The organism is Sunxiuqinia elliptica (assembly GCF_900113005.1).
GTDB lineage: Bacteria > Bacteroidota > Bacteroidia > Bacteroidales > Prolixibacteraceae > Sunxiuqinia > Sunxiuqinia elliptica.
Window position 1 is genome coordinate 1 of record NZ_FONW01000020.1, and the last position, 16,256, is coordinate 16,256.

Genomic DNA, 16,256 nt, shown 5'->3' on the forward strand with positions numbered 1-16,256 from the left:
AGACGCCAGCCGCTTAGCCAGTAAACAGGAGCCCGCTAAGCTCATCACTTCGTCACATACTCCGTAGCTTTTGACTGGATATGGCCACTTCTCGACTCCTCTTCAAGGGTTCACTTGCGTTCAGCTCCTATATTCACACCTGATATAATCGTGCTATATCTTTTCCTAAACGCTCAGCACCATGCCTCTTAAACACAGCACCTTTAGGTGGTTTGATGCCCCCTCCTGTAAGGCGACACCAGTGTCCAGTTGCTCGTTTGCAACTTCCACCATCTCAATTACAGCATGCAATGAACTTTATTTTGCCGATTCATCGCTTCTCGGCACACCATGTGCTCCTTGCAATTCGATGGATAAGGATAGATAGAACATGAAATCCGACAAGTTGCTTTTTAAATTATAGTCTTCGGCTTTAAAGCGGAATCATTTTATGGAACAGTTCCCAACAAACAACAACACATTCCTGTCTCATTGTTAATGTTACATCCTCCCGGAGCAAAGAGATGAGTTGGTTTTCCATCTTCAAGGATCGCAGTCATTCCCTGCTCGTTCCCATCACATGTCGGATGTTTCTTTTATTTATCCCAGAATGATCCTTCTTCTTCGATCTGTTGTTCAAGCCTTTCCAGTTCCGATCGCATTACAGAAACTTTTTCGGGCTGCTGAACGGCTACATCAACCTTTTCTCCCAAGTCTTCTTCAACCTGAAACAACAGCGGAGTCTCTCTGGATGCCGTAAATCCGTAATTGTTTTTCGTTTGAGAACCGATGCGAACATGCAACTTCCAAGGACCTTTCCGAATCGCTGAAGGCTTATTGTCAGAATACGAATAGAGAAATTCAAAATCCTCAGGTTTATTATCATACTTCTCCGGCATTAGTAATGCTCGAATATCGCGCCCATCAATTGTTCTGTCTGTTGGCATTTCGACCCCTGCTATGGCAAATATGGTTGGCAAAATATCGAGGGTACTTACTGGAGTTTGTTCATTCCTGTTCTCTTTTATTTCAGCAGGCCAATTAATAATCCCCGCGACACGGTGTCCTCCTTCCCATGTTGAACCTTTCCCGTCGCGAAATGGAGTGGCATACCCCACTTGCAAACGCGTATCTCCATATTTGGTATCCGATTTATCGCTAAAGACAATCCAAGGTCCGTTGTCTGATGAAAAAATGACAATGGTATTTTCCTTTACCCCCACATCTTCCAATGCCTGACAAACTTCACCAATCGCAGCATCAACCTCTTCCATCACATCTCCTAAAAAGCCATTCCTAGATGTGCCTTTAAATTTATCACTCACAAAAAGTCCTAAATGAGGCATGTTGTAAGGGATATAAGCAAAGAACGGTTGCTCCTTGTTTCGTTTTATAAAATCGATCGCTGCTTTTGTGCAAACTCCGGTCAACGACTCTGAAGCCAAGGTATCGTAGGGCAAATCTTTAGCAATCAAATCATAGCCCGGGATGGGATTTTTACCATTTGAATCACTTTTTAATAGCATGGCATTATCGTAATCATGCGATACGTTTGTTCCAAGCCACTCATCAAAGCCATGCGCCAAAGGCAAGCTTTTCTCGGAGAACTGGTTCTTTTCGTTTGGAGAGCCCAAATGCCACTTTCCAAAGATTCCGGTTTTATACCCCACCGATTTTAATCCTTCAGCAAGCGTTACTTCATTTTCATGAATATACCTTGCAGAGCCTGGACCTATCACCCAGCTTCCTAGCCCCGAACGTCCGGGATATCGTCCAGTCAACAACGAATAACGCGATGCTGAACATGCAGGAGAAGAAACATAAAACTGCGTAAAATTAACGCCTCCTTCTTTTAACTTTGTGATGTTGGGGGTTTTGATGACAGGGTTCCCGTTGTGCGCATAATCCCCATAACCACTATCATCAAGATAAAACAGAACCACATTGGGTTTTTCAGGTCGCTTAACCTCCTTGGGAGTTGTACATGAATTTCCTAATATCAAGAGTGGAATCATTGCCCCACAAGCTCTCATCTCGTTCTTTTTCATATAATTAAGTTTTTCTCAGTCAACTAATGGCCGAACAATGTTGAATATCTCATTTTTTGAATTGATACAGGCAAAAAACACATGCGTTGGATTTCCATTTTGTAACAAGACCTGGGGACGCTCCAACTTCTGCATTTTTTCGACAGTACCATCCAACATGGTAACCGTTTTGCTATAAGCTGCCGGCTCTTCAGGAGTTAACCATTCAACACCATCAAACGAATAAGCAATAAAGCCCGAACCAGACTCTCCGGTTATCATCTTATTCATACATTTCGACAACATAAAATACCTGTCCTTATCGTACCAGATGTATGGATCCTCAACATCGGTATCTATTGGACTAATTTTAATCTGGTTATTGTGAGCCACTCGCTCATATGGCCCTAAGTAGTGCGATGCTTTAGCCACCCCAAATCGCATGGTGCGATTTTTATTGCGCTCTGGATAGGGAACAGGAGCACTTTTATAAATCAACAATACACTTTCATCATCATGGATAACCGGAGCCGGATTACTCGTGATAGCTCCGTCCCACATCCCCGGCCGCGGTTCAATTACGGGATAATCCATCCGTTTCCAGGGCCCCATGGGAGAATCGGCCACTGCAACACCAATTCGTTTGTTGTTCCAAGCCCGCTCATACATCTCTCGCGAAGGGACCGAGTCTGTAGGTTGATCAAAATCATAATTCACTCCAGTGTAGAAAAGGATGTATTTACCATTGTGGTATTGGATATTGGGATTATGAGTGGCCATCCCATCCCAGTATTGATTTCCCCTGGCCGGTAAAACCACCTGCTTGAATGTGTAGGGTCCTTCAGGACGATCAGCTACAGCCAATACGATTTCGGAGTTGGTAACCCATGACCTCATGGTCAGATGTTTTGGCCACCGGCTGGCAAACATGTAATATTTGTCATCTTTAGCTTTAATCACCGAGCCTCCCCAGACAATCCAATCGGGCATTTTAAAGGCTCCCTCCTGAGATGATTTATCCCAGTGCTGGTAAAATACATTTTCGCTTTCAGGCTTGCTGCTGCAGGCTGTCAGCAACAAGGCTGTAAAAAAGAATACGATTATTTTCATTCGATGAAAATTCAGTTCGTTTGAGTCGTAGTTAATTTAATTGATAACAACAGTAAAATCATCCCAAGAACCCGTTTCCAAGCTTGTTTACTTGTTATGAAATGGGATTTAACTTGTGTTTCAAAATTTGGACTCCAAACTACCCAAAATTTGGCAATTATCAGTCTTTTGCGATCTTTTCCCGATTCAAAAGTTGGATTCTTAAAAAAAACAAAACTCCACGGCCTTGGGTTCTATTTTAAGAGACCTACCGCGGAGTTCTTGGTTAATACTTTTTTTTATTCAAAATTCTTCATCAGATGAATTGAAAATCATCATTCCACCTTCCATCAATAACCATCATTCTGAACCAACTTGTCGTTAATATCAATTTCAGATTGTGGAAAAGGCCACAAATAGTGTTTTTGTTCAAAAATCCGTGTAACACCAGGGTCTTCAATTTGAGGAACGATGATATGCGCGATTCCCCATCGTTTAAGATCAAAATATCTGATCCCTTCCATGGCCAACTCAACTCTCCGTTCATTCCTTATTTTCTCTCGAAGTTCTTCTTTGCTCAAACCTGAGACTGCTGGCATATCAACTCCAGGCCTTGCCCTTACCTCATTCAAGGCATCATAAACTGACTGATCAGGGCCATCTGCTTCATTTTTAGCTTCGGCATACATTAACAACACATCAGCATATCGCAAAATAATGACATCCTGCGCACTTTTAATGGTGCTGGTGACAGGAGCCTGTGTGCGATCAATGTATTTTTCCCAAGCGAAACCTGTGGACAGAAACACCTCATCGACAACGCCATTTCCATATTCCCATGGTTCTCCGGGAAGAAAAACGGTTAAGTCAAGGCGTGGGTCTCTGTTTTCATACGGATTTTCCGGATCAAATAAAGGAGACTCTGAAATGGATTTACCATCTGTGCATTCATAGGCATCAACCAATCCTTGCAAAGGTGAACAAGAACGCCAGCTACCATACATGATATCTAAATGGCTCACCTTATCGGGAGCTGTATAGACGGAAGAAAAAATAATTTCAGGATTTCCATCCTGACTTTGACCATTGAACATTCCGGCAAAATCATCGGACAGTGAGAATTTTTGATCATCGATCACCTGCTTAGCAGCCTGAGCTGCTTCAGCCCAACGACTTTCAGTCATCAGGACACGAGCCTTCAGCGCAAGTGCCGATCCTTTAACAGCTCTTCCAGCATAGGCAGTATTCGGAAGGTTAGCTATAGCATAGTCCAAATCATCCAATACTTCTTTAACAACTTCCTCACGCGTGTTTTTAGGCAAGTCCATATTATCAATATCAACTTCTCCTGTAATAATAACGCCGCCATACACCTTAACCAAGCGAGAATAATACAGAGCTCTTAAAAAACGCACTTCGCCAATATATTGTTTGCGGGCCGTCGCATCCAGTTTCTCAACGGAATCGATATTGCGAAGGAAGAAATCGCAAGTTGCTATAGCCTTATAATTTAAAAAGTACCAATCCCGTACAATTCCACCAGTAGTTGACTCAATTAGTCCACGAGACGGTGCCGGGAAGTTACTAGGCCAACCGGCGTTAGTGTATCCATCATCCGATAGTGCTTCCCACTGGGCAGTAAGCCCGCCAAATCCGGCTTCCCAACCAACAGGACTTAGAGGATCGTAACAGGCGGAAAGTGCCCCCATTATATCCTGCTCACTTTTCCAAAATGTCTCGGATGAAATAGCAGACAAGGGACTTCGATCCAGAAAATCGTCTTGACAAGACGACAAAGCAAATACGATTGTGAGTATTCCTATAGGGTATATTATCTTTTTCATATCAACTGCTTTTAAAAACATTAGAATTTAACATTCACTCCTAAAGAGTGTACTTTGTTTTGAGGATAAGCGGCATATTTTCCACTGTTGGAAACCCGCTCTGGATCAACCCCGTCAAGTTCGCTAAAGGTTAGAATATTATCTCCTGAATAATAAACTCGTACATTTTTAAGCTTTAGCTTAGACACTAGCCTTTGTGGTAAAGTGTAACCAATTTGGAGGTTCTTTAATCTCAAAAAGTCGGCATTGTGCAAATAGTAGCTTGAATAAGATCCTTCAATAGCCCGATGATAAAAACCAGCGTAAATAGCAGGCATTTCATTGGTTGGGTTTTCTGGCGTCCATCGGTCTGTCAACCATTTCTTAGAAGGAGGTGTCCCTTTGTAAAACGGATCCATTCCTTGTTGATTCAAGTACAACTTCCGTCCTTCAACGCCAAAGAACTGGGCATTAAAATCGAAATTCTTCCACGATGCATTCAGATTAAAAGAATAGGAGAATTTCGGGAAAGCACCATCGATATAAACCCGGTCATTCTGATCAATGACTCCATTATTATCCACATCTCTGAACTTAATATCTCCCGGCTTAGGTTGATTTGGATGAGTCGCTGAATTCTCTACATCTTCCGGAGATTGGAAAATACCAATCCATTCATACATATACCAAGTTCTCCAAGGCTTGCCTTCTTCAATTACCGTATTTCCGGAAATCTCCCTTTCACCAAACTTCTCCACCTCATTCTTATAGCGTTGTAAGTTAAAAGACAGGCTGTAGACAAAATCATTAATATGGTCTGAGTAGTTTACATCAAACTCAAAACCAGTATTTCGCATTTCTCCACCATTAATAACTGGCCCCTGAAGTCCATAGAAACCACCAACCTGCTTTCTTCTCAGAATGTCGTAGGTAAACTTGTTAAACCAGTCGAAAGTAAAGTTGAATCGACTGTCTAATAATGACAAGTCAAAGCCAATATCATAAATCTGAGTGGTCTCCCACTTCATGTTCTCATCAACAATTGCCGTTGGTTTGGCACCTGACACCAAGGTTCCTTCGAAGGGATACCCTTTAATAATTGAAAGAATATCTTGGTAAGGATAGTAGCCAATATCCTGATTTCCCAACACTCCGTACGAAGCACGAACTTTTAAATTTGATAAAGACTGAGCATCTTCCAGAAATGATTCTTCTGACACTCGCCAGGCTGCAGACATGGATGGGAAGAATCCCCAACGGTTGTCTTTGCTAAACCGGGAAGAGCCATCATATCGCCCATTCACTTCAAACAGGTACTTCTCCTTGTAATTGTAGTTTAAACGTCCAAAATAAGACAAGATCGCCCATTCTTCTGACGTTCCGTTTACGGTTTGTCCATTACTTGATCCAGCATCCAACTCCTGTGCTGAACTATTAAAAAAACCTTCTCTGAAACCACCTAGTGTTTCATACTTGTAGCTTTCTTGTTGATATCCGACAAGCGCTTTAACATTGTGGTTTCCAAAATCTTTATCAAAGGTTAAATGAGAATATAAAACGGGCTGAATGTCGTTAAACTGAGATACTGTCAACCCAGACTTTCCATAATCCAAGAACTCGGCATATTCTCCTGTGTTGTAATGATAAGTTCGAACACCTTCGGATTGCCAAGTTTTGTTTTTTGTATTGTTAATATTGATTCCCCCCTTAACTGTCCAACGCAGGAAGCTAGCCAACTTAACATCAACAAAAGCACTACTTTGCATACTAAATCCTTTGGTATTGCTAGAAGTTGTCTCAATTATTGCATAAGGATTGGGCTGAAACTTATTCTCGTACTCATCTAGAAAAGCGTTCTTCACATAGTCGCCATTGGGAAGTTTAGGCTTGTAAGTTGGCCCCTGCGAAAGAATAACCGCATACTGATCAGTACCGCCACCAGGAGTTCGGTCTGTAATGTCGTAGTTCAAGCCAATGTTTGCTCCAAAGGTAATTCGATCATCCAAAGATGAAGTGATATTGAACTGCGTATTGTACTTTTTGTAATAGAAAGGTTCCATGACTCCAGGCTCATCATTAAGGCCTAAACTCACATTGTAAACGGTTTTATCAGTACCACCTGACATTCGCAAAAAATGATTTTGAACCCACGCTGGATTAACCATCAAGTCAAGCCAATCCGTATTGGGGTACTTATCCCGGTCCGTGGCGTTTCGGTAAGCACTAATTTCCTCATCCGTATAGGGAACCGGACGTCCTTCCGTATGCTCCATCGCTTCATTATACAATTCCATATAATCGGCCGAGTTTGTAACTAAGTCGGGTAACACGGTAGGTGAATAATTTCCCAGGTTAAAACCATATTCAACAGATAATTGCCCTTTAGTCCCTTGTTTGGTGGTTATTAAAATCACACCATTAGCAGCCCGTGAACCATAAATTGAGGCCGAAGCAGCATCTTTTAGCAGGGTTACTGTTTCGATATTGTTTGGGTTGATGGATGACATATCTCCCGGAATTCCGTCAATCAATACCAATGGATTTTTACCGGCTCCATCAAAAGTTCCAAGGCCCCGAATTTGTAGTGAATTCGAATTATTTCCTGGTTCACCAGAATTTTGAATCACCTGCAATCCCGGAAGTTTTCCCTGCAGCATTGACTCAGGGCTGGTTATTACCCGTTTGTTTAAGTCGTCGCTAGACATTGTTGCAATAGCTCCAGTCAGGTTAATCTTCTTCTGTGTTCCATAACCAATCGCTACAACTTCGTCCAGGCCAATGGCGTCTTCGCTCATCGTGATATTGATCACTGATTGTTTTCCGACCAGAACCTCTTGCGTCTTCATCCCCACAAAAGAAAATACCAATAGGCCCTCTACCGGAACATCAGCAATCGTATATTCTCCGTTAAAATCACTAACGGTCCCTTGGTTGGTTCCTTTGATTAAAACAGTTACTCCGGGCAATGGCTGACCTGCCATATCTACAATGGTTCCAGATATTTTCACCTGTTGCTGAACGACTCCACTCCCTTCTTTGGGATAAATCATCACATGGCGATCGATAATACGAAAGTCAATTTGTTCATCTCTGAAAATCTGGCTCAAGGTCCTTTCAATAGATGATGTATTTACACGTATTGTTACCCGTCTTTCCACATCCACCTTTTGATTATCGTACATGAAGGTGTACTCCGATTGATTTTCAATTTCGTTTAGAATTTCACGAATCTGCTTGTTTTCGAGATTGAGGTTAAGTTTGGTGTTTTGTGCAAAGCCCGAAGCCATCGAGTTAATGACCATACCGAGCACTAGAAAAAGAGTCAGTCTCATGATTAGAAAGAGTTTTTTACATCGGGGAATCCCCAATGCAAGTTCAAACCATTTTTTTTTCATAATTTTGAATGATTAGTTTTTGAATTTTAAAGGTTCCAATTTGTTTGGTAGACGGCTGGATACCTGTCAAATTCAGATTCGACATTAAAAAGGCAGGGGAGTTAATCGCTTCCCTGTTTTAGTTTCACCTATTCTTATAATTTATAAATACTTCTTCTCCATTAATTTTGTATTCAATTGGTGTAATTACTGAAATCAAATCCAGCACATCGCTTAAACTTTCAGTCTTTACTTTGAAAGTATAACTGTGCTTTGCTAGCATTTGCGAATCAACTGTAAACTCAACGCCATACCAACTCTCCAACGTTTGAATAACACTTTCAAATGGCTCGTTTTCAAAAATGAGCATGTTATCTTTCCAAGCCACCAAGCGTTCAATATTTGAAACCTGCTGCACCGTCGCTTTCCCATTGGCTAAGGTAAACTGTTCGCCAGGCTTAAGCTCGGTTAGCGGCTGGCTCTGCTTTCCAAATACACTTACTTTTCCTTCGAGCAGTGCCACATCAACTTGGTTGATTTTCCCGTTTTCCCGAACATTAAATTGGGTTCCAAACACCCTAACATCAACCTTTTCGGCATGTACAACAAATTGCTTTTGTTGGTCTTTTGTCACATCAAAAAAGCACTCGCCAACAATGTAAACATCACGGGTTTTCCGCTCAAAAGAAGTTGGGTAACGAATTTCAGAACCAGAGTTAAGCCAAACACATGTGCTGTCTGGCAGAACAACCTGCGTACGACTTCCCTTTGGTGAAATCACTGTTGTGTAAACCTGATCGTTGGCAAAAAAGCTTGAAAAGTCTCCCATCCACATACCACTTAGAAAAACAAGTACAAGAACAGCTGCAGCAGCTATCCAACGATAAAATCGAAATGGAGTTAATCGCTTTTGAGGTTGCTTTTCAATTCGGGCAAGTAATCTCCCCCATAGCCTTTCAGTATCGGGAGAGTAAAAATCGACTTTCTGATTTGAAATCTGCCAATCACATAGAGTCTGCTGATAAGCTTTTACATTTTCTTCGGACTCTTTCAACCAAGCTTTCAGCAACTCTTTTTGCTCAGAAGAAGCATTCCCTTTGAGTTGGGCTGAAATAATTTCCCAAGGTATTTTTTCTTGATTCATCGGGTTCATTGAAACGTTATTTTTCAAGCTGTTTAACCAGGCTGTTTATTCTTATAGTCGCAAGTACCTCATGAATCCCTCAATCCAAAAATGCTTTTTTTCAAAAAAAGTTAGAAATCATCCAAAAAACGAAGATTTGCTTGTAATAGGGCCGTAACTTTTCGCGAAGTTTTCGCAAGGCTATTCCAACATGGTTTTCCACTGTTTTTACACTTAAGCCCAGTTCATTCGCAATTTCCTTATACGAAAGGTTTTGCTCCCATGCCATTTGGTAAATCCGCTTACTCTGCGCAGGGAGGCTATCGATTGCATTATTGATCATTTGTTGTAATTCCTCATTCTCTAGAATATATTCAGCTGAAATGGGATCAACTGCATCAGGAGCTTCAATTCCGAGGTCAGTAAAGAAGTGTTTTTGTTGTTTTCGGAAATGAGATACTGCCTGATTCTTAGCTGCAGTATACAGGTAGTTGCGAAACGATGACTTTATCGCAATATCTTCTCGCTTTTCCCACACATAAGCGAAAATATCCAGCGCAAGCTCTTCCGCAAGATTTCGATCGTGCAAATAAATTAGCAGAAAGTTGCAAAGGTCTGCAAAATGATGGTCAAAAAGATAACGATAAGCTTTGAGGTCTCCTTTGGCAACCTCCGCCATAGCAACATTATCGTTTAGGTATCTATTCATTGTTAGGTATCGCTAATCTGCTACAATGATACTAATTTGTATGGACTAGCGCACCAAGACTGCTAATAAAATCAGTATTTGAGAAACGACTCCACCCTGTCCCTTGCAGCATTCCAATCCCTCTCCTAAATAGAAATTTAACTCTTAAAGCTGTTCCTTTAAAATATCGCGAATATCCAGAAAGTTGGTCTCTAACCGGAGCATATTTTCAATGAAAAAGTTATAAATGTCAGGCCATTGTTTTTGGCGATGAATATCGAAGCCCTCCTGCTCCACGTAGATCCGGCACACTTCCTTTCCGGTTTCGCGCACGAACAAGAAATCCCAGATTAAGCCATCCTCAAAACCATCTTCCAAAATTGCTTTGTACGACTGTAACTTTTCAAACAGATCGAGTCGCTTGCCTTCATTCCGATGGTTCAGCTCAATCATTACACGGGCAGCTCTGCGGTCAACCTCAAACTTCAGGTCCAGCCCTGTTATTTTGGTGTCATACAACATCCATTTTTTCCCTTTCTCTTGCAATTCGGGAACAATCTTACATCGTTTTCCAAAAAGAATCCAGAAATCTTTCCGCAGTTGTTTTGCTTCCTCTTGTGTGTACATTGGCTAGTATTAAAGGGCTAAAAATACAATCGATAATTCAAATTCGAAGGGCCTACCCAAAAAAACTACTTATTCCATCAACATTCAATGTCTTTTCACAAATAGTCTAAATCATAATTTGACATTCGTTCTGAACAATTTACAGAAATCTTTGTCTTTGGGGTTAAATAATCAAGCAATCCTTTGCTTTGAAGAAAGTTATTCATCACGATGATAATTAGGCAGATTTTCTCATACCTTCTCATTTTTGCATTTAGCCTGCATTTTATGGCGGAGGCTGCCATTTACCTTTCTTTCAAAATTAACCAGGATTATATTGCGGAATTTCTGTGTATCGAAAAAGATATCCCCGACTCGAGCTGCCAGGGATGTTGCCAGCTAAAAAACAAGCTGGAAGAACACGAAAAGCAAAAACAGGAAGCTCCCCAATCAGAGAACAAAAAATACGAAATCCAATTATTTGCCGATGACTCCGAAATAACCCAAAACCAATTCCCAAGTTCTGAGATCATCGGCTATCAAATCGTCTACACAAAAGGAGTTTTATTAGCCTATTCGCTTTTTCACCCTCCGAAAGATCAAGCCTGATTTTTTATCGAATACGCTTTTTAGTCGCTAATCAGCACTAAAATCAATACAAACTCTTAATTCAATTCATAATGAATCAATTATTTGATCGTTTTTACAGGCGAATTGGGGTGGCACTTGGCTTGTTAATTCTAAGTTTTACACTGCAAGCGCAAACGCCCTACTTAAAACTGGTTGCTGAAGATACCCGTCAACCAATTGAAAATGCCAATTATGCCTACGGCTCAAAACAAGGCATTTCATCCATCGATGGCGAAATCTCATTCGTTTATCAAGAAGATGTTCCATTAATCATTTCACACATTCAATATGGGAAGCTGAGTTTCACGCCTGAAGAAGTTGCTGAAGCCATGAAAAAACAGGTGTTGGAGCTAAGTCCCAAAAGCCATAATTTACAACCTGTTACTTTTTTAAGTATCCATCCAGAAGCCGGTGAACAGGAAAAAATGACTTTTCGGATCCAGGATAAACTCGCTCATGATGCCGGTCAGGTATTGGAGCAATTCAGTGCCATTTCGAGCATCCGCAAGAGTGGAGCCTATGGTTTCGATCCCGTACTCCGTGGTTTTAAATATGACCAACTCAACCTGGTCATTGATGGAACGCAGAGTGCAACTGCGGGTTGCCCTAATCGAATGGATCCCGCATCCAGTCAAATTCCTCTAAATATGATCGTCCAGGCAGAGGTGCTAAAAGGACCACACAGCCTTCGCTATGGAAGTGCCTTTGGAGGAACCATCAACTTTAAGAGTGCACCATCTCATTTTTCCGAGCAAGCGAAACTGGGCGGACGCTTGGGAAGCAGCTTTGAAACCAATGGATCCATCAGCCGATCGGAAGCCCTTGTTGGCTTAAGTAACAAAGCTGTTGACCTTCGTTTATTTGGTGCTTTATCCACCGGAGATGATTATACCGACGGCGATGGACTTAGCGTTCCTGCTCGTTTTTATCGAACCAATTTTGGCGGAAAGTTCGGGTTTAAGCTCAGTCAAACACAACAACTACATCTATTGGTTTCGAATAACTATGCCAAAGATGTGGATTTCCCCGCTCTACCGATGGACTTGCGAAAAGATGATACCTGGCTGCTGAATTTAGGGCACGAAGCCTTGTTTTACAAAGGCAAGCTTTCCTCATGGAACACGACCCTTTATGCGACATGGGTCGATCACCTGATGGATAATTTCGATAAGGAAATCACTCCCCGCATGGTTGACGCCAGCACAGCAGCAAAAACAAACAATGCAGGAGGACGCACCGAATTAAGGTTTGACCTTAACAATGACTGGTTCTTTGTAGGAACAGACATGCGCTATGAAAAAGCAGAAGGAACGCGCGAACGAAACCTACTCATGGGACCTATGAAAGGACAGGCCATGCTTGACAATGTTTGGCAAGATGCCTCGATTCGGAAAAATGGTTTGTTTGCAGAATATCATCATCAAGGGCAAGGCTATCATTTGGTTTTCTCCGGACGCCTGGAGCTAAACCATGCAGAAGCCGGCAATCCTGACGAAAAGTTTGCTAAGAATTATTCTGACATGAGCTCAGACCTGCTAAATCCTTCATTCAGCTTGGGAGGAACAAAAACAATCAGTGAGCACTTTTCGATGGGACTCTGGCTTGGAAGTGCCCAACGAAGCGGGGGACTGGCCGAACGCTACATCAATTTTCTCCCCATTGGAGTTGATCCCTATGAAATGCTTGGAAATCCGGAATTGAAAGCTGAAACCAATAACCAAGCCGACTTGGTTTTCAACTATAAAACGGACCAAACAGCCATCGACCTAAACCTGTTTGCCTCTTTTGTAAATAACTATATCAGCTCTGAAATACGGGAAGACTTGCAACCCAGGATGAGCTCTTCACCAGGCGTTCGTCAATTTGTAAACCGAGATAAGGCTCGACTTACCGGGTTCGAGTTTAGTTGGCGGCAATTGCTTACTCGGCATTGGCAACAAGTGGCGACGCTGGCTTACACGCACGGAGAAAACACGACAACTGATGAAGCACTACCCGAAATTCCTCCGATGGAATTTCGCTATCGCTTGGTTGGAAAGTTTGCTGATGAAAAGCTACGAACCGAGCTTAGCTATCGACACTCCTTTGAGCAAAACCGAATTGCTACAACTTATGGAGAAACCAAAACGCCAGCTTTCGATTTGGTCGATCTGAAGGTTTCTTATCTCCTGTTTAATCGTCTGCAGGCAACAGCTGCTGTTCAAAACTTATTTGATAAAGCCTACTATGAACACTTGGCTCGCTCTGTTAGAAATGCTGAAATCCGCCCAATCTATTCACCTGGAAGGAGTTTTAACTTTAGTTTAAGCTACCAGTTTTAAGATTTACAACTATTCGTTCGGGGTGGATTCTTCCCCCCCGGACGTTTCACTATAAACTGATATCTAAATCCTCCTCCCACTTGAAGTAGAAAGTACCATCATTCACTTGAACCAAAGAATCAACAGGTGAAATCAGAGCAGCCTCTTCGTTCCAATCATGGTAGTAACCATAAGCCGTAAAAAAGAATGTTCCGGCAATTTCACGCTTCTCCCAATCCAATACTTTAACCGACACCTCTCCCACTTTCTGAGCGGGCATAGCTTCTTTCAAAAAATTCTGAGTTTGAAAAACTAAAAAGCCACGATTCTCATCCAGTTCCGGTGCATAAGAGTAATAGCCATACTTTGGACTTGCAGGATTCGGATCGCGAACAATATCGTAAGTACTCGCATGCTGCTCCATTGGGAAACTGATCTTTAACGACTCACCATTTAAATACCCACTGAGATAAAAACTCGTATCAGCTTGTTCTTCATCTGATAAAATAGATTGTCCAAAGGAAAACGAAAATAAACTTGTAGTATCTGTATTTAGTGAATTATCCTGATAAATAAGGACATCACGTCCGTCAACCTTGGCTTGAATATGATTCTCTTGTTTGATTGGAATAATTTCTTCTTGACTTTCATCTGTCTCTTTATTACATCCAATAATAAAAAAGAGCATCATTAACAAAATGGTACTTGTTGTTCTCATGGCTTTTCATATTAACATTTGTTCGGTTTCTAAAATAAAAACAAAAATGAAACCTAGAAAGGTTAATTGTCACCATTTATATTTTGTAGGATTTTTTTTGATTTGGAGAAAGTCTGTCGCAGCTAACAAACTAACGATTAACCACTTCACTAGTTCCTGGTGTAAAATTGGATTAGTGGTTTATAGTATGCAATATCTTCTTCGCTAATAAAATGATGAGTTGCACGAACCGAAGCTTCCCAAACAGCAACAAGCTCAGGAAACTCAGCTTCACCGACTTTTTCGACCAAATATTTCATTAAGCTTCAATTCGTTAACACAACTATTTTTGATTTAAACGAGCGCTTGAATTTTTCCATTCATCAGCTCATAGTCAGGGACGAGAACCCCACACTTTTTGGCTTCTTCTATCACGTAATCAACCAAATAGTACTTTTCATTTTTCGTACTTTCATTTTCAAAGTCCAACTGCAAGGATGACTTTGCTTGATACGGAAAGTTTTGAATCATATTTAGAGAATCTGCCACATCCTGATCGCTTAAATCAACCCTAAGCTGCAAAGCTAACTGTTGAACTTCCTTCATCATATCTTCCAGTTGACTCATTAGTTCAGCATTTTCAGCCACGGCTCCAAAAGTCAGATTAAGAGCTGTAGTCATCGCTGCCACTGGAGATACAAAAAGAAACTTCTTCCACAAAAACTTTGTGATTGCTTTGGTATAGTTTGCATCCAAACCTCCTTCTTTCATCAACTTTTCAAGCCAGCTAAAGTTGTCCGAGTTGGTATTTCCAAAGAAAATTTTGCCAGGACCTCCCACATGGTTCACAACTCCAGGCTCACCAATATTGGAAGCAATGTAAATGCACCCTTCAAGAATAGTCGGTTTAACACCGTCCAAGCTTTGCAGAACGATCTCCTTCGCATTAACTCCATTTTGCAGAGGAATAACCACTGTTTCATCGGTCAAACACGCTTGATATTGCTTAATCACTTGTCCCAAAGAGTAGGCTTTGGTAGCTACAATAAGCACGTCCAACTGACCAATCTCTGCCGGATTCTCACTAAGCAAATCGGGATGAACCTGGCTTCGTTCTCCATTCGAGTTTAACACCAATCCATTTTCGGCAATTTTATCTTTTGTCTTGCCTCTACAAATAAATATGATTTCTGTTTCGGAGTCGTTGCCAAAGTGCTTCGCTAGCTTTCCACCGATAAACCCGCCAATTCCCCCAATTCCTAATATTCCGATTTTCATTCGTTTGTTTTTTTGTAAGACATTCGATTTTTCGCTATTCTGATGACCAAACCTCAGAACAACTTATATGAAGAGTTAACATGAAGAAAACTCAGGCTTGCTTCAATTTTCCTGCAACATGATTGTCGCGATGCTAAACAAACCAACAGCTCAAACTCTTTTTGGGTGCTTATCTTGCCAGCAACAAAGAAAGGGGTACAACAAGGACCAAAGCTACCGCATAGATCGACAGAATAACGATTGTGAAAATCCCCAGGAAGCGGAACAATGACTTCAAATTCCGGAACCCAGAAGTTACCGTACTTCCATCATTTGACCTTATCCCTTCCTTCATTTGTGCTGAGTATTTGTATAAATAGGTAACTGGGAAATAATAAACCACAGCCAGGGCAATATAGATAAAACCGACAATCCACATCGGAAATCCGGCAGTAGCAGCACTCCCGAAAAAAGATGCACCGATCATCATAAAAAAGGAAACAAGAACTAAAATCCCCATACCAATATACCCCATGATGGCTAAGAATTTTCCCCACTTAGCTGTTTCTAACAAATAGCTATCAATCTCTGAATTAGAAACAAAAGAGTTTGTTGGCTGTTGCTCTTGCTGCTCAATATTTTCCATCGTTTGTTTTTATTTTG

13 protein-coding genes are annotated in these 16,256 nt (G+C 41.4%); 2 read left to right on the plus strand and 11 right to left on the minus strand.

Features of this window, described 5'->3' with window-relative positions; all coding sequences use genetic code 11:
• Positions 1-575: 575 nt before the first annotated feature.
• From BM156_RS20300 to BM156_RS20330, 7 genes are all read right to left on the minus strand, one after another.
• Entirely contained in the window at positions 576-2,027 is a 1,452-nt protein-coding gene (locus tag BM156_RS20300) for a sulfatase family protein (RefSeq protein ID WP_093921742.1), read from the minus strand.
• Between the two features lie 15 nt (positions 2,028-2,042).
• Complete coding sequence (locus tag BM156_RS20305; RefSeq protein WP_093921743.1) at positions 2,043-3,116, minus strand: glycoside hydrolase family protein; 1,074 nt, start codon at positions 3,114-3,116, stop codon at positions 2,043-2,045.
• 329 nt (positions 3,117-3,445) lie between these two features.
• Positions 3,446-4,939 carry a RagB/SusD family nutrient uptake outer membrane protein gene (locus tag BM156_RS20310; RefSeq protein WP_170847035.1) on the minus strand — a complete coding sequence of 498 codons (1,494 nt, stop codon included), beginning with the start codon at positions 4,937-4,939 and terminating at the stop codon, positions 3,446-3,448.
• 20 nt (positions 4,940-4,959) lie between these two features.
• The gene (locus BM156_RS20315) at positions 4,960-8,313 is read right to left on the minus strand and encodes a TonB-dependent receptor (RefSeq protein ID WP_093921745.1); all 3,354 of its coding nucleotides are present in this window, start codon (positions 8,311-8,313) and stop codon (positions 4,960-4,962) included.
• A 124-nt stretch (positions 8,314-8,437) separates the two neighbouring features.
• Positions 8,438-9,445, minus strand: coding sequence for a FecR family protein (locus BM156_RS20320; RefSeq protein WP_093921746.1), 1,008 nt, complete (start codon positions 9,443-9,445; stop codon positions 8,438-8,440).
• Positions 9,446-9,536: 91 nt separating this feature from the next.
• On the minus strand, positions 9,537-10,124 hold the full coding sequence (locus BM156_RS20325) for an RNA polymerase sigma-70 factor (RefSeq protein ID WP_093921747.1): 588 nt from the start codon (positions 10,122-10,124) through the stop codon (positions 9,537-9,539).
• Between the two features lie 144 nt (positions 10,125-10,268).
• Complete coding sequence (locus tag BM156_RS20330) at positions 10,269-10,730, minus strand: DUF4268 domain-containing protein (protein ID WP_093921748.1); 462 nt, start codon at positions 10,728-10,730, stop codon at positions 10,269-10,271.
• 210 nt (positions 10,731-10,940) lie between these two features.
• Here BM156_RS20330 and BM156_RS20335 point away from each other — a divergent pair, with 210 nt between their 5' ends.
• A complete protein-coding gene (locus BM156_RS20335; RefSeq protein WP_093921749.1) occupies positions 10,941-11,318 on the plus strand; it encodes a hypothetical protein in 378 nt (125 codons plus the stop codon).
• 71 nt (positions 11,319-11,389) lie between these two features.
• Entirely contained in the window at positions 11,390-13,660 is a 2,271-nt protein-coding gene (locus BM156_RS20340) for a TonB-dependent receptor domain-containing protein (RefSeq protein WP_093921750.1), read from the plus strand.
• 49 nt (positions 13,661-13,709) lie between these two features.
• Here the strand turns inward: BM156_RS20340 and BM156_RS20345 are convergent, their stop codons facing one another.
• From BM156_RS20345 to BM156_RS20360, 4 genes are all read right to left on the minus strand, one after another.
• A complete protein-coding gene (locus BM156_RS20345) occupies positions 13,710-14,357 on the minus strand; it encodes a hypothetical protein (protein WP_093921751.1) in 648 nt (215 codons plus the stop codon).
• A 149-nt stretch (positions 14,358-14,506) separates the two neighbouring features.
• Complete coding sequence (locus tag BM156_RS20350; protein WP_212733567.1) at positions 14,507-14,656, minus strand: hypothetical protein; 150 nt, start codon at positions 14,654-14,656, stop codon at positions 14,507-14,509.
• A 34-nt stretch (positions 14,657-14,690) separates the two neighbouring features.
• The gene (locus tag BM156_RS20355) at positions 14,691-15,614 is read right to left on the minus strand and encodes a ketopantoate reductase family protein (protein ID WP_093921752.1); all 924 of its coding nucleotides are present in this window, start codon (positions 15,612-15,614) and stop codon (positions 14,691-14,693) included.
• A 169-nt stretch (positions 15,615-15,783) separates the two neighbouring features.
• Positions 15,784-16,239, minus strand: coding sequence for a DUF5362 family protein (locus BM156_RS20360; RefSeq protein ID WP_093921753.1), 456 nt, complete (start codon positions 16,237-16,239; stop codon positions 15,784-15,786).
• Between the last annotated feature and the right edge of the window lie 17 nt (positions 16,240-16,256).

Bases quoted from the DNA above. Each gene is read 5' to 3' on its own strand.
- BM156_RS20300 (WP_093921742.1), bottom strand. From the start codon at position 2,027: ATGAAAAAGAACGAGATGAGAGCTTGTGGGGCAATGATTCCACTCTTG.
- BM156_RS20305 (WP_093921743.1), bottom strand. From the start codon at position 3,116: ATGAAAATAATCGTATTCTTTTTTACAGCCTTGTTGCTGACAGCCTGC.
- BM156_RS20310 (WP_170847035.1), bottom strand. From the start codon at position 4,939: ATGAAAAAGATAATATACCCTATAGGAATACTCACAATCGTATTTGCT.
- BM156_RS20315 (WP_093921745.1), bottom strand. From the start codon at position 8,313: ATGAAAAAAAAATGGTTTGAACTTGCATTGGGGATTCCCCGATGTAAA.
- BM156_RS20320 (WP_093921746.1), bottom strand. From the start codon at position 9,445: ATGAACCCGATGAATCAAGAAAAAATACCTTGGGAAATTATTTCAGCC.
- BM156_RS20325 (WP_093921747.1), bottom strand. From the start codon at position 10,124: ATGAATAGATACCTAAACGATAATGTTGCTATGGCGGAGGTTGCCAAA.
- BM156_RS20330 (WP_093921748.1), bottom strand. From the start codon at position 10,730: ATGTACACACAAGAGGAAGCAAAACAACTGCGGAAAGATTTCTGGATT.
- BM156_RS20335 (WP_093921749.1), top strand. From the start codon at position 10,941: ATGATAATTAGGCAGATTTTCTCATACCTTCTCATTTTTGCATTTAGC.
- BM156_RS20340 (WP_093921750.1), top strand. From the start codon at position 11,390: ATGAATCAATTATTTGATCGTTTTTACAGGCGAATTGGGGTGGCACTT.
- BM156_RS20345 (WP_093921751.1), bottom strand. From the start codon at position 14,357: ATGAGAACAACAAGTACCATTTTGTTAATGATGCTCTTTTTTATTATT.
- BM156_RS20350 (WP_212733567.1), bottom strand. From the start codon at position 14,656: ATGAAATATTTGGTCGAAAAAGTCGGTGAAGCTGAGTTTCCTGAGCTT.
- BM156_RS20355 (WP_093921752.1), bottom strand. From the start codon at position 15,614: ATGAAAATCGGAATATTAGGAATTGGGGGAATTGGCGGGTTTATCGGT.
- BM156_RS20360 (WP_093921753.1), bottom strand. From the start codon at position 16,239: ATGGAAAATATTGAGCAGCAAGAGCAACAGCCAACAAACTCTTTTGTT.